14 protein-coding genes are annotated in these 14,958 nt (G+C 50.7%); 11 read left to right on the top strand and 3 right to left on the bottom strand.

Annotation, left to right across the window (positions count from 1 at the left end):
• Positions 1-115 precede the first annotated feature (115 nt).
• From F4Y39_09450 to F4Y39_09400, 11 genes are all read left to right on the top strand, one after another.
• Positions 116-1,711 (top strand): hypothetical protein, encoded by a 1,596-nt coding sequence (locus tag F4Y39_09450; GenBank protein ID MYC13935.1) that lies wholly within the window; start codon positions 116-118, stop codon positions 1,709-1,711.
• On the top strand, positions 1,708-2,958 hold the full coding sequence (locus tag F4Y39_09445; GenBank protein ID MYC13934.1) for a hypothetical protein: 1,251 nt from the start codon (positions 1,708-1,710) through the stop codon (positions 2,956-2,958). Before F4Y39_09450 ends, F4Y39_09445 begins: the two co-directional genes overlap by 4 nt.
• Positions 2,959-3,079: 121 nt before the next feature.
• Positions 3,080-3,649: a hypothetical protein gene (locus F4Y39_09440; GenBank protein MYC13933.1), complete on the top strand. Its 570-nt coding sequence runs from the start codon at positions 3,080-3,082 to the stop codon at positions 3,647-3,649.
• Entirely contained in the window at positions 3,630-3,956 is a 327-nt protein-coding gene (locus F4Y39_09435) for a helix-turn-helix domain-containing protein (GenBank protein ID MYC13932.1), read from the top strand. The genes F4Y39_09440 and F4Y39_09435 overlap by 20 nt, the downstream gene beginning before the upstream one ends.
• Before the next feature lie 13 nt (positions 3,957-3,969).
• Positions 3,970-6,204, top strand: a complete 2,235-nt coding sequence (locus F4Y39_09430) for a TonB-dependent receptor (protein MYC13931.1) — start codon at positions 3,970-3,972, stop codon at positions 6,202-6,204.
• 16 nt (positions 6,205-6,220) lie between these two features.
• Complete coding sequence (locus F4Y39_09425) at positions 6,221-7,081, top strand: tetratricopeptide repeat protein (protein ID MYC13930.1); 861 nt, start codon at positions 6,221-6,223, stop codon at positions 7,079-7,081.
• 99 nt (positions 7,082-7,180) lie between these two features.
• Entirely contained in the window at positions 7,181-9,589 is a 2,409-nt protein-coding gene (locus F4Y39_09420; GenBank protein MYC13929.1) for an FtsX-like permease family protein, read from the top strand.
• Between the two features lie 236 nt (positions 9,590-9,825).
• Entirely contained in the window at positions 9,826-10,056 is a 231-nt protein-coding gene (locus tag F4Y39_09415; GenBank protein ID MYC13928.1) for a hypothetical protein, read from the top strand.
• The gene (locus F4Y39_09410; GenBank protein MYC13927.1) at positions 10,038-10,541 is read left to right on the top strand and encodes a PIN domain-containing protein; all 504 of its coding nucleotides are present in this window, start codon (positions 10,038-10,040) and stop codon (positions 10,539-10,541) included. The genes F4Y39_09415 and F4Y39_09410 overlap by 19 nt, the downstream gene beginning before the upstream one ends.
• A 99-nt stretch (positions 10,542-10,640) precedes the next feature.
• Positions 10,641-11,729 carry a Gfo/Idh/MocA family oxidoreductase gene (locus F4Y39_09405; GenBank protein MYC13926.1) on the top strand — a complete coding sequence of 363 codons (1,089 nt, stop codon included), beginning with the start codon at positions 10,641-10,643 and terminating at the stop codon, positions 11,727-11,729.
• Between the two features lie 21 nt (positions 11,730-11,750).
• On the top strand, positions 11,751-12,602 hold the full coding sequence (locus F4Y39_09400) for an amidohydrolase family protein (GenBank protein ID MYC13925.1): 852 nt from the start codon (positions 11,751-11,753) through the stop codon (positions 12,600-12,602).
• A gap of 53 nt (positions 12,603-12,655) precedes the next feature.
• Here F4Y39_09400 and F4Y39_09395 read toward each other — a convergent pair whose 3' ends face one another.
• From F4Y39_09395 to F4Y39_09385, 3 genes are read right to left on the bottom strand one after another with little or no spacing between them, the layout of a single operon-like run.
• A complete protein-coding gene (locus F4Y39_09395; protein MYC13924.1) occupies positions 12,656-12,883 on the bottom strand; it encodes a hypothetical protein in 228 nt (75 codons plus the stop codon).
• A gap of 16 nt (positions 12,884-12,899) precedes the next feature.
• Complete coding sequence (locus F4Y39_09390; protein MYC13923.1) at positions 12,900-13,697, bottom strand: SDR family oxidoreductase; 798 nt, start codon at positions 13,695-13,697, stop codon at positions 12,900-12,902.
• Positions 13,698-13,703: 6 nt separating this feature from the next.
• The gene (locus tag F4Y39_09385) at positions 13,704-14,879 is read right to left on the bottom strand and encodes a hypothetical protein (protein ID MYC13922.1); all 1,176 of its coding nucleotides are present in this window, start codon (positions 14,877-14,879) and stop codon (positions 13,704-13,706) included.
• Positions 14,880-14,958: the final 79 nt, after the last annotated feature.

Genomic DNA, 14,958 nt, shown 5'->3' with positions numbered 1-14,958 from the left:
GTCAAGACCTAATTTGAAATTTTTTTATAGGTATCTTTAGATAAGATTATATACTATATATCAGTACCCAATCCGCGCTAATCATTTTAGCGCCATAGAACAGGAGAACACAGATATGGGATATGGCAGACGAGAAGACCCGAAATTGTTTAACGATGAACAAATGCGTCAATATATCGCAGATGGATACGTGGTTTTTGAGCCAGATGTCCCCGATGACCTGCACGAGACAATTCGGCAAAAACTGCAATTTATGGTCGATGAAGAATTCAATTACGGCAACAACGTGCTGCCTCGCGTCCCCGAGATGGATCGCATCTTAAACAGCCCAGAAGTACAGGGCGCGCTCATCAGCGTACTCGGCCCAGGATATATCGAACACCCGCATCGGTTTTGTCACTACATCTCGCCCGACGCAACACAAAGAACACTCGCCCAAAATTGTCATCAAGATTCTTACACCCCTCTGGGACGCCCGCGCCAACACTACCCGCGCTTTGCGCGCATCATGTACTATCCACAGGACTCACCCGTTGAAATCGGTCCCACACACGCGATTCCCGGCACACAGTATCACAGGCGATTGACCGATCAAGACCGCCAGAACGCCATTCCAATAGCCGGTAAAGCTGGCACAGTATCAATCACACACTTTGATATAGGACACGCCGCAGGCATCAACGCGCTTCGCCAACCCCGGCATATGATAAAATTCATTTACGTGCGCGCCGAAGAACCGACCGCCCCCTCGTGGGATTGTCGGGATCACATCTGGCGAAATCCCGAAACATACAAAACTCCGCATGATCTGCACCTAATCTGGTCGCATATATGGGATTGGCTCTGTGGCAAAAAGGATCGATACGAAAGTTTTTGCGCATCAGACCCCGCAACTTATGGATTGGAAGACCTGCATCACAACAACCTGGACAAACGACTCGCAGCCATGCACTCAATAGCCGCGACAAAAAACACCGATGCCATTCCAGCGCTGATTCGCAAGCTCAATACCGACGACCAGTGGACGCGCCTCGCGGCTATATATACTCTGGGCGCAATAGGCCAACCCGCAGTACAGCCCCTGATAGAAACACTCTTAGACACTGCCACACACAAAGACGAGAACCCCGTACCCACATCCTGGAATGAAGGCGCCATATCGATGGAAGATGCTGTCCATGCCCTCGTTGCCATAGGCACACCTTCACTGGATCCTCTAATTGGACTGCTGGAAAACTCAAGCGAATGGGCACGTATCAACGCGGCCTTCGCGCTCGGTGAAATGGATACTCTGGCGGCACAAGCCGTACCTGCACTCACGCGCTGTCTGGACGATGCGTCTCACTGCGTTGTGCGAACAGCCGCAGATGCACTGGGCAGCATTCGGCGAAACAGCGAAGAATTTATACCCGTACTTGAAAGATTACTCAAAGTGGGACGCCCTGAATGGCAAATGCCCGACCGACGCGACTGGACGCCCTATGACCAGGTCCGCGTCAACGCCGCAATGGTATTTACGCGCCTGGGCAAAGACGCCATATCTGCCGAAGCTCTCCTACTCGACACATTATCCGACCCCAACGGTCACGTCGCTGCATTTGCCCTAGAAGCATTGCGGCGGATAGGCACGCCCTCGGCAATGGATGGCGTCATGGAATATCTGATGACCCGGCGGTGGGATGAAAGCATAGAGAAAGGAAGACTATTTTGAACACACGACACCTGATTTCAACGCAGGGATCAGACCGCGGAACCGGATATAACATGAGCGGGAAACTGATTCGGCGCGATGGCAAATTATTCATCGGATGGTTGGATGCCCCATCAGAAAAAGGCACACAGGCGAGGATCATGATAGGCGTTTGTGACGAAGTATCCGGCGAGATGCACCGGACATTTCAAATTGGCGAAGGCATTGACAACCACTGTGGACCCGCCCTGATACTGGACGACAACGGCCGATTGCACGCCCTCGTCGGAGCGCACCACGGTCCATTTTTTTATCGATGGTCGGACAACCCAGAAGATCCAAATACCTGGAGTGAAGCAGAGGCATTGGGCGCATTGAGCACATATCCCAGTTTCGCAGTGGATCAGGAGGGAACACTTCACCTGTCATATCGCGAGAGCGGGGACAGATGGGCTATGTGGTACCGGCGAAAAAAAGCCAACCAGAACTGGGAACCACCGCGTTCAATTGCAGTAAGCCCGGTCGCGGGATACAATCATTTCATGCAATCTCTGACCACGGGACCAGACGGAACCCTGCATCTGGTATTTCAATTTCACTTTGCAGAATCTGGACACGCAGCAGATTGCCGGGGACGCGCAGCAGTACATGTGTATTCAGAAGACGGCGGCGATACGTGGTTTAACGAAGGCGCGCGCTTTGACGCCCCATTGACAATGGAAACCATGCGAGCCATTTGCCACGATCCGCAGGGCGGAGATGGCCAGCACAGCGTGCGCGTGGGCAATCACGTCGTAGATGCAAACAATCAACCGTGGTTCTTCTGCTCATATCCCGGGTATCAAAGTGGCGTATTGTGGCATCGCAGCGACGCGAGATGGGAGCCTGTGGATCTATCCCCGGTCCTCAATGGTTTGAACATGGAAGGCGGACGCGCGACATCGCTATCCCGAGATCACAAAGGCAGATTGCACTTTGCATTTGCGACACATCCGCACAAAAAGCGGTGTGAATGGTTCAGCCCCGAACTGGAATTATTTTATGCAATACTCGACGAAAAAGGCGCGTTAGTCTCTTTAGACCAACGCACCGAAACCGACAGAGCGGCAGCGAACTGGTTACCCGCACTGGAGCAATGGGATTGGACGCGCCCCGATCAACGGTTTGGCGGTGGTCACTGGATGATGTACACACGTGGCTTAAATGCCGGCGGAATTGGCGGCGACAACAAAAGCGCATTGAAGACAGAAATTTATTTGACCCGATGAATTTAGCGAACCCTCCCTGCTGAACCTCCAAAAAAAAGTTGACATCCGAGATCATTTACTCTATTTTCTTAAGTAACTCTAAAAAATAGAGAACTCTAAAATTCATCAAAGGAGAAATCAAATGCAACCCACGCAAAAATTTGAAGAAGACGTGGCCTTCGTCCGCGAAGCTGTTGAAAAACGCGATCAGAGGCAATACAACTCCATTGCCATAGTCGTGCTCTGGGCCATCATCCTCGTCGCCGGTTATATGGTCAACGATTTTCGTCCCGAAATAAGCCACCTCTATTGGCCCATTGCGACCTCCATTGGATTCCTGATCAGCATCTGGATCGGCGTGCGGGCAAAGCGGGCGGAAGGCATCGCAAAACGCAGCGATGGAGCTAAACACAGCCTGCATTGGGGCAGTTTGTTTTTTACGATTGCCGCTATTGTGTTCATCGCCCTGCGACACGGCCTGGATGGCTGGGTAATGGGTCAGTACATCACTCTAATTTCTGGTGTCACCTGGTACCTGGGCGGTCTGCACCTGGACCGTCGCTTTCTTCTCCCTGGTGTCGTATGCATCGTGAGTGCCCCTGCTGTTGACTATCTCGCTCCCTACCCCTGGACCATGGCCGGCATGGCCATCGCCGCCAGCCTGATCATCAGTGCCTTATGGATGAAACCTCATGAAAAAAGCACCGTCTAACACCTCCGATAGTCTTGCCCAACTGGACAAACTACTGGAACACCGGTCTCGGCTCGGCGCCTGTGTACTCCTCGCCGACACCGACGCCATGACCTTTACCAGTTTGAAACAACTGCTAAAAGAAACCGACGGCAACATGGGCGCGCACCTGCGAAAACTGGAAGACATGGGCTATGTCGATATTGACAAGCGATTCGAAAACCGAAAACCAGTCACCTGGTACAGCCTCACGGAAAAAGGCCGCGCGTCTTTAACCACACACTTAAAAGCCCTGCAAACCGTAATCCGCAGTGCCGGCATTGACTAACAGGCGTACAAACATGAAACATCTCCCCACATACAAAACGCAATGGGCAATAGTCCTCCTCCTTCTGTCTTTCGCTATGCCCGCCTTTGCACAGAATCACGCCTTTATTCAGGGCCAGGTAATCGACGAAACAGATCGCCCAGTAGCCTATGTCAACGTGCAAATCACTGGCACGCTCGACGGCGCAATCACCGATCGCGAAGGACGCTTCGCCTTCTCCACACAGCACATGGGCAAATGCAAACTGCACGCATCCTTCATCGGCTATGAACCCGCTCAGCAGACCCTGCATCTAACGCCCGGCGATACCACAACCGTTCGCCTGATCCTGCGCCTCGTCCTCATCCAACTCGACGAGACCACCGTCACGGCAAGCACCTATACCACTGGGGAAGACGAAACCGTAACCCTCTCTCCCCTGGATGTCGTAACAACACCTGGCGCTTCTGCCGATATATTCCGCGCATTCAAAACCTTCCCCGGCGTCGCGACCGTCGATGACGGCGCCGGCCTCTTTGTACGCGGAGGCGACGTAAGCGAAACCGTCATATTGCTCGGACAAGCCACAGTCGTACATCCCTACAAATACGAGTCGCCCACCGGCGGTGTCTTCGGCACCATCTCTCCCTTTATGGTACAGGGCACCGTCTTCTCCACAGGCGGATTTCCCGCGCGCTATGGCAACGCGCTTTCCGCAGTCCTGTCCATGGAAACCCATAACATGCCCGCGCAAAAAAGCTACACGCTCAACCTGGGCCTCGCCGCTGGCTCTCTGGGCCTCAACCTGCCCCTTGTATCCGACAAATTGGGCGTACGCTTCACCGGCAACCTCAGCTTTACCGATCTTTTGTTTCGCGTCAACCGCCACAGCAGAGCGTTCACCACCACGCCGCGCGGACACGACGGCAACCTCAATTTGATCTACCAGTACTCGCCGACCGGACGCCTCAAATTCTTCAGCTTCAACGCGAGCGACCGCCTGGGCGTGCGCGTCACAGAACCCTCTTTTGACGGTATTTACAAAGGCAGTTCCAACAGCGCGTTGCACAACCTCGAGTGGATGGAGGTATTCGCCAATTGGATCATGGAGACCAGCGCCTCGCTCAACCACCACACAGCGCGGAAACAACTGGGCAATCTGGATTTCTCGCCCCGCGACCTGACCCTCAAACTCCGCACAGACATAGAACGCGCCCTCACCACATCTGCGTTCTTGCGCCTGGGCGGCGAAATCGAACACACGGATAATCAATTCGTGGGCAGTATTCCTCAAGGCGATATATTCGACCCCCAGGCAGAGATATTTGAACTCGATACATCCTACGGTGCCCGGCGCGCGGGTGCCTACTTTGAAATCGACTTTGAACCTGCCCGCCGCCTCGTCGTCAATCTCGGCACACGCGCCGACCACCACAATCTAAGCGACCGGTTTGCCATAGACCCGCGCGTATCTGCGCGCTACCAGTTTACCGAACACACAGACGCACGCCTCGCCTGGGGCATCTACCACCAATTTCCCGGCCCGTCCAAATACAACGCCACCAGCGGCAATCCCAATATAGGACCTCAACGCGCCCAGCACAGAATCATCGGCCTGCACCACGAACGCGACCAGTTCATGATGCGCCTGGAGGCATACCACAAACCCTACCGCAACCTCGTACTGGATCATCCCGACCTGAACCTCTCCAACGATGGCAAAGGCAGCGCCTCTGGCTTAGATCTCTTCCTCAAACGCGGCGATTTTCTCAGCACGCGCTTCAGCGGTTGGATGGCCTACAGCCTGCTGAGATCCCGCCGCTTGCAGGTGCGCCACATCGGATCAGAGATGCACTACGAAGAAGCCCCATCGCCTTATGACATCACACACAACCTGACACTCGTCGCAAAAATGCGGCTCATTGACGACCTCAGCGGCGGCCTGACCGTGAAGTATGCCACGGGTCGCCCCATCACCCCAATCGTGGGCGCAATTCCCGTAGCAAACCAGGGCTACTACCTGCCCATCGAAGGCCCCATCGGCTCAGAACGGCTACCGTCCTTTCGGCAAGTAGATGGACAACTGAGCTATTTACTACCCTTTGGCGCAAATCACCAGATCGTCTTCTATATGGCAATCAACAATTTGCTCAACCGCGCCAATGTGCTCGACTACGATTACTCTATAGACTACAGCCAACGCCAGCCTCGCACCACCACCTTTCGCCGATCCATCTACTTCGGTGCCACCGTCACTTTAAACCCATAGATTCAGGAGAACAGCCATGCAATACATTTTACTCGCATTCATCGCCTCCCTCATCATCTTCACCAAACTCGGATGTGCGGCTGCGCGGCAATCAACCTATGAGCAAAATTCCGGTCCGCCGACTGCCAAATCTGACGAACCCGCACAATCCGCCGCCAGCCTCCTCACCAGCGGCAGAAATATCCTTCAACAGAGTATAAACGAGAACAATCTCGACGCCATGTACGCCGCCCGGGCGACATTCGAACGCACCCTCACCGATAAGAGCCTCTCCGCATGGAGCCATTACTACATCGCCCTCACCGACTACCGCATCGCCAACTATCTCTTAGCTCAAGGCAAAAAGGACAAAGACCGGGCCTCTAAACACCTCAAAGAAGCGGCTGAGCATCTGGAAAAAGTCACACGGGAAGAAGTCACTCGGGAAGATGCCAAAACGATCGCTGCCGAAGTCTATGCACTGCTCTCGAGCGTGTACGGACGGCAAATCAGCCTGAGTGGAATCAAAGGCATGTTCCTCGGCCCTAAATCCGGCAATCTCCTAAAAAAAGCCGAACAACTCGCACCCGACAATCCGCGCGTAGTCCTGAGCACGGCCATCAGTGCTTTTAACACACCCAAAATGTGGGGTGGGAGCAAAGAACGAGCACAGGAAGGGCTCCAGCGCGCTGCAGAACTCTTTGCACGAGAAAAACCAACCGATCCCATCCATCCCGTTTGGGGACACAGCGAGACCTATGCCTGGCTGGGCATCGCGTATATGGACCGCGATGAGAAGGATTCAGCGCGAGCAGCTTTTGAAAAAGCGCTCGAAATTGATCCAGATAATGGCTGGGTCAAATACGATCTGTTGCCGAAGATGAAAAAGGAGAATTAGGTCACAGAGTATCTGTTTTTTACGTTTGATATGAAAATGTCAGCAGAAAGTAGAAAGTCATTTTGAGTCTGTTCAAGCCAGACTAAGCCTGGAGAAAAAATGTTCAAAATATACTTTAAGACAGCCCTGAGGATTCTGATTAAGTCCAGGACTTATACATTTATTAACATCATCGGGCTTGCACTGGGTATGGCCTGCTGTTTGCTCATTATGCTTTATGTTAAAGACGAATTGAACTACGACGGATTTCATAGGCAAGCCCACAGGATTTACCGTATTACCAGCGAAGTGCTTCACAAAGGAATGGGGGTCACTCGGTCAGCTACCACGCCCGCACGACTTGCCCTGACCCTCCAAGATACCTACCCCGAGATTGAGGAAGTTGTTCGTCTATATCCCAAAAACTCTCTTGTTGCGCGGGGTGTACAGGCAGAATTTCAAGAGGAACGCTTCTTTTATACTGATCCTGCTTTTTTTAAAGTTTTTTCATTTCGAATTCTCGAAGGTAATCCCGCCGAAGTTTTGAAAGCACCCTTCTCGGTAGTACTGACTGAATCGACAGCTAAGCGGTACTTCGGAAATGAAAGTGCGATTGGCCAAGTACTCAATATAGACCGGAAATTTGATTGCAAAATAACGGGCATTGTTCAGGATCCACCTTATAATTCACATATCCAGTTTGATTTTCTGGCGTCTTTTGCAACCGCTGAATCCGTGGATCCGTGGATTGTAAACTGGGAATGGCCTCCCATGTACACATATATCCTACTCCATGAGGATCATGACATAGTTGAAATTCGAACCCAGATGCCAAAATTTATCGCGCAAAATATGCCTTCGCATATAAGCGGACAGGTGAGTTTTAGGGTTCAAGCTTTAAAACGCATACATCTATATTCTCATCTCGAAAGAGAACTGACCCCCAACAGTGATATTGTCTATGTATATATTTTTTCCACCATTGCTTTTTTTATTTTGCTCATAGCCTGCATCAATTTCATCAACATGACAACAGCCCAATCGGCTCGACGTGCATTGGAAGTCGGCATGCACAAAGTATTTGGTGCATATCGCAGCCAGCTTGTCAGACAATTTCTGTGCGAATCCCTGCTTGTCGCAACATTGGCTTGTGTGCTTGCACTTGGGCTCGTAGAATGTCTGTTGCCAATATTCAACTCTATTTCACAAAAGCAAGTCGGCTGGCAGGATTTAGAATATCTGACTGTTTTTCTCATCTCAGTGGGGTTGGTATTGGGGGTAGGTGTGATAGCCGGAAGCTATCCGGCATTTTACCTTTCGAGATTTACACCTGCCAGAGCTGTAAGAGGCGTCTTATTTACGCCTCATAGCCATTCTGCCTGGCTGCGCAAAGGGTTGGTGATCTTTCAGTTCGCGATATCGAGCATTCTAATCATCGGTACGGTCATTATTTATAGCCAGCTCAATTTCCTGCAACATGCACGTCTGGGATTTGATAAAGAACAGATGGTGATTGTCCCTTTACGCGAGATTGACGATCAAAAAAATTACAGAGTACTCAAACAGAAATGGAGTGAAGGTGCCGGCGTGATAAGCGTAACAGGTTCTTCAGGGGTGCCGACCCAAGTGGGGCTTTATGAATTTCATATCTTTCCCAATAATGCTCGAGACGACAGTTTGGAAATTTTTACTTTAACTGTGGATAAAGATTTTGTCGAGACCTATAATATGGAAATTCTCAACGGCCGTGACTTTTCTGAACATCATATCAGTGACGCGGCTCACGCATTTCTCGTGAATGAAGCTGCGGCGGAAAAATTAGGCTGGCTACAACCGATTGGAAAGGAACTAACGCTTAGATATTGGAGAGATAAATGGGTAAGGAAAAAAGGCCGCATCATCGGCCTTGTAAAAGATTTTCACTACCATTCTTTACATAGATCTATTGAACCCATCTTATTTCACATTGATACTATTGAAAAGTCTTACTATTATGCTTTTTTGTCAGTACGGATTTCAGGGTCAGATGTTCAGAATGTACTAAGTTTCCTAAAACGCAGATGGAAAGAATTTAACCCCAATCGCCCATTTGAATTTTTCTTTTTAGACGACCGGTTTGATCAACTGTATCGCGCTGAAGAAAGACAGGCACACATTATAGGTACTTTTGCCGTGATCGCAATTTCTATTGCTTGTCTGGGGCTATTCAGCCTTGCAGCTTTTTCCACAGAAGAAAGAACAAAGGAAGTGGGCGTGCGAAAAGTCCTCGGTGCTTCCGGTATCAACATCGTGGTATTACTCTCGAAGGAGTTCTCAAAATTGGTTATATATGCAAACTTGCTTGCCTATCCTATATCTTATTATGTTGCGGAGGTCTGGCTCCAGAGCTTTCCATATCGAATCCATCTGGGTGTTAGTCCTTTTCTAGTTGGGGGACTGCTCACCTTGACAATTTCTTCTGTAACTGTAGCCTATCACGCCTTCAAAGCCGCAACTGCCAATCCGGTTGAAGCCTTGCGGTATGAATAGTAAAAGACGCGGATTAGCCGCGCATCACCTATAAAGTAAAGACCACGAATCGAAATATCTCGCGGTCTTTCTTTTTTTAGAAATCGGTTGATAGGGGATTATATACAATAGTGCCAAACTTAGATTGTCAATCCGTACAATATTACATCTCAGCTTGCTTAAAAAATAAAAAGTGAGTATAATCAGGAGGATTGCCTGTAAGCGGTAGCCTGTTAGATGTAGTGAAAGGAGATGGCATGGCGGATCATCTGGAAGAAGTTTATAAAAAATATGTTAAACCTTTACCTGCATCAGAGCGTTTACGCTTGTTAGAGATGACGGTTCATGATTTGGCACTTACCGCCCCTCAGGACACCAAAAAACGGAGTATCCTGGAGTTGCGTGGATTAGGCAAAGAAATTTGGAAAGGTGTAGATCCTCAAAAGTATGTTGACAGTCTTCGAGAAGAATGGGATCATCGACAGTGATCACACTGGATGACGCATTGGCAGATGTGACAATGTTGGGATGCGATACGCCGCTTATCATTTATTTAATCGAAATGCATCCCGAATACGATGTATTGGTTACGGAGATTTTTCGGAGGATTGAGCAAGGAATCATTACAGGATTTACTTCAGCCATTACCTTGACGGAAGTTTTAACTCAGCCTCTGAAACAAGGACATATTCATCTACAAAAAGAATATCGCGATTTGTTGCTTCATAGTGCCAACTTTTATATGTTACCTGTCAATATAGAGATAGCCGAGCAAGCCGCTGTTCTTCGAGCGCAGTATGGGTTACGTACACCTGATGCACTGCAAGTTGCTGTTGCTAAAACGGCGAACTGCCAGGTCTTTCTGACCAATGATAAAGCTCTTAAACGAGTAGAGGATGTGAAAGTACTGGTCCTCGATGAATTAGTATTTAAACAAGAAGATGAAGCAGATAAAGGTGTGGTAGATGTTTGAATGACAATGGTAAAATAGAAGAAGCGATTCCTATTGGGAATCGCCTTTTTTATTTTCTCAAATAGAAATACCGAAAACTCAACTCACAAAGGAACGCACATGTCCAACGACAACATCATTCGCGTCGCCATCGGTGGTCAGGGTCGCAGTGGATACAACATCCACGCCAAACAATTGAATCAGATGCCCGACAAATTCAAAATTGTAGCCGTAGCCGATCAATTGCCCGAGCGCAGGCGCGATGCCCGCGAACAATTTGGAGCCGAAGCTTATGAAGACTGGCAAGACATGATCAAAGCGGGTAGATTTGATCTCTTTGTCAACGCCCTGCACCAGCCCCTGCACCCCGTCGCCAGCATTGCCGCTCTCCAGGCGGGTGGCCATGTCGTATGCGAAAAACCCACTTGCAAAACCGTGGCGCAATTCGACGACATCGTTCAGACAGCCAGAGATAACAACCGCGTCTTTGCCCCCTTTCAGAACAACCGGTTGCAGCCCTACTTTGACAAAATCCAGGAAATCATCAACTCGGGCGTTTTGGGCAAAATCGTGTACATCCGATCCTCCTGGGGCGGTTTTTCGCGGCGCTGGGACTGGCAAACCCGTCAGGAAAACTGGGGCGGTGGTCTGCTCAACACAGGTCCCCATCCCGTCGATCAAGCCCTCTGCCTCTTCGGCTTTGACCGCACCCCCAGCGTCTTTGCCCGAATGGACTGCAACAACCCCTTTGATGGCGATGCCGACGATCACTGCACCGTCACATTGTACGACCCCGAACGACAGGCACCCCAAATCGACATCGTCGTGAGCAACTATCTGCATTACCCGCAAAACGACACCTACACCATTAACGGCACTTACGGCGGTCTCACAGGGGGATCATCAGCACTCAAATGGCGTTATTTTGATCCCGAAAAAGCACCCAAACACGACATGTGGACCTGGTCGGTAAACCGACAGTACACCCGCGAAGAACTCGACTGGACCGAAGAAACGTGGACACTCGAAGAAGAAAAGAAAAACAACACCCCCTCCGTCTCACTCGAAAGCGGTCCTGAACGCTTCTACAACAACATCTACGACGCCCTCAAAAACAATGGCGAACTCCTCATCACACCCGCGCAAGTGCGCACACAAATCGCCGTAATAGAAGAATCCCATCGACAAAACCCACTCCCCAAAAAATAAAACACAACAAAGGAAAACCCCATGAGCATCCCCATCTTAGACACCCATCAACACCTCATCTACCCGGACAAATACCCCTATTCGTGGACTGATAGCCTACCACCACTCAAAGGCAATGCCTTCCACATCGAAGACTATTTGACCCTCACAAAAGGCAGCGGCATCACGCGCACCATTTTCATGGAAGCCTCGCCCGATGACCCCCACTGGCTGGACGAAACGCAATTTGTTTATGAACTATCCGAACAACCCAATGCCATAATCGAAGGCGTCATCGCCAACTGCCGTCCTGAATCTCCCTCTGGATTTGAAGCCTATATCGAATCTGTTCAGCACCCCAAACTCGTCGGCTTCCGCCGCATCCTGCACACCATGCCCGACGACCTCTCCCAATCGGATCACTTCTCGGCAAACATCCGACTGCTCGAAAAATACGACCTCACCTTCGACCTCTGCTTCCGCGCCGACCAACTACCCATCGCCCGCAACCTCGCGCAAAAATGTCCAGACGTCCAATTCATCCTCGACCACTGCGGCGTACCGGATATTGCAAATAGCGAGACAGATCCCTGGCGTGACCGCATCGCACAAATAGCCACCCTCCCCAATGTCGCATGCAAAATCTCGGGCGTCCTCGCCTATTGCGCCGAAGGAAATGCCACCACCGAAGCCGTACGCCCTTATGTCGAACACTGCATCGCCAGCTTTGGCTGGAATCGCGTGGTCTGGGGCAGCGACTGGCCCGTTTGCAACACGCGGTCCGATATCCAAACCTGGGTCCAAATATCGCGCGAAATCGTCGCCAACGCCGACGTAGCGGACCAGGAAAAACTCTTCCATAAGAACGCAGAACGTATCTATCTAAAAAAATAATAACGGTCCCTCATAGAGAGACCGTCTAATCGTAAAACGTCTCAATTCTGTCTCTAACTCTCCTCTCCCCTGTCTGTGCGATCTTCCTCAACCTTCTGAGCAGCGGACATCCCGTCCTTTTTACCCATATTATAGGCGTGATATGATGCGGGTATCACCATCGCAGCCATAATCCCTGCCACAACAGCAGGCGATATATTGATATCAATAAGCCGCAGTACGATTATAACCACCAGACCAGTTGCTACATGTCCGATTCCTCCTCCGATAGCCTTATACATACATAATCCTTCCTATTTAACCAACGCGCGCGCTCAATCCCCCATCAACCGGGAGTAAAACGCCTGTAATGTACCTCGCCTCCTCTGAAGCGAGAAACACCGCAGCAGCAGCCACATCCCACGCCGACCCCATCTTTTGTTCAAGAGGCACCTGTTCAGCGCGTTCTTTGCGAAGCGCATCCCGGTTGACACCCTGATCTTGAACGCGAGATTCAATCGCCATAGGCGTATCCATCAAACCGGGCAAAATTGCATTTACGCGCACGCCATAAGGCGCGTTTTCAAGCGCGAGATTCTGCGTAAGTGCATTGATCCCCGCCTTGGCAATTTTGTACGCAAGCGTCCTGGGGCGAAAACACACAGCCGCCGTAGAAGAAATATTGACGATAACACCACTTCTCTGTGCACGCATAATGGGAAGCACATATTTACAGGTAAGAAACAGCCCCTTGAGATTGATATCCATAAGTCGCTGCCAGCCTTCACCACTCAAGTCAACAGAACCACCGTCACCCCTCAGCGTACCGACATTATTGTGCAAAATATCGATACGCCGATAGCGCTGGACACAAGTCTCACCAATAGCCCGACAATCATCTTCAATCGTAATATCTGCGCCGAGCACCGACGCGCTCCCCTTCTCCTGTGCAATCATCCGCGCAGTCTCTTCCGCAGACGCGACATCCTTATCCACCAGAAGCACATGCGCGCCTGCCCTGGCAAAGCGAATAGCCGTCGCCCGCCCATTGCCAATGGTCTCGCCCGCCGACTGCCCTGCCCCAACGACAATCGCTATTTTATCTTTAAGCTGCATATTCTCTTACTCTGCCGCACACTCTTGCACAACATCCGATTGCATATTGACAAAAGTATTTCCCTCGATCACCGTTCCGCGCGCTTCGCGCTCGATCGCAATCCCCACCTTCTGCTTCTCTCCTCCCGAATCCTCAATCCGATTATCTCGAATCTCCACATCGTACGTCGTACCGCGAATCTCAATTCCATATCCATTCTCGGCAAAACCATTATCGCGGATCACACACGCATGAATCGCATTCCTGTGCGCCCCTCGAAACTCGGATAAAGGCGTCCGGAACAAAATGCCCACCTTGTGATTACCCGCAATCTCGCAATTGACAATCCGGTTATCCGTATCTCTGTGCCCAATTGAAATGCCAAAATCCCGATTGTCCAAACACGCGCAATCCTCGGCAATGCCATCCGACACACCCCAGCAAAAGAAAATACCCTGACTATTGCCCGTTGACCGACAGTTGTGAAATCGCGGTCGCTGCGATCCGCTACCCGGATGAAACCCCAGATTGGCATTGTTCTTCGACACACAATTTTCAAAAACAAAATCATCGCAAACCTGAAAACTGAACCCATCACCATTGTAATTGCGCGCCGTCACATTCCGAAAAGTATAGCGGTGGCAGCGCTGCAAAAACACCACCCCCGAATAATTCCCATTGATCTCCTCATTCTTTTCTTTGTTGCCATCCAGAACTATATTCTCAACATTTACATCGCAAACCCCTTCTTCCGCTGTCAAAATGGGAAAAATCGTCGCCAGCGTAGCCCGTTCATCCAGCCACATATTCTTGTACACGCGCTTACTAAGTGAAATCACCCGTCCCTCTATCGCCATCACTGTATCTTTCACCACCGTCATACCGGACTTGCCATAAGACCGCAACATCACCCCACATCCCACGCCAAACCCATGTGCATCCTCCACCTCGACTCGCGCCTCATACCAATCGGAATCCCGCACCAGAGGCGTCACAACCCCCGCAGCCTTCTTCAACACCGTCTCGTTACCCGCCCCGCGCACAGTCAAATTTGGATGCAAATAAAGCGCGTTCCGCATCGTATATACCCCTGGCAAAATCTGCAAAACACCACCGCCCAGACGGTGCAAATAATCCGCACCAGCCTGCAAAACCCGATCATCGCCCCCCTGCAAATCCCCCCCCGCCAGCCCCACCGGCAAACCCAGCTATCCGCAGGGTGGGGTAGCGCGCTGGCGAACATAGTACGACGCTTAAGTATCTCAAAATAAACAAAAGCAA

It is taken from the genome of Gemmatimonadota bacterium, from assembly GCA_009838845.1.
Classification (GTDB): domain Bacteria; phylum Latescibacterota; class UBA2968; order UBA2968; family UBA2968; genus VXRD01.
This window is presented reverse-complemented; position numbering and strand designations above follow the sequence as displayed.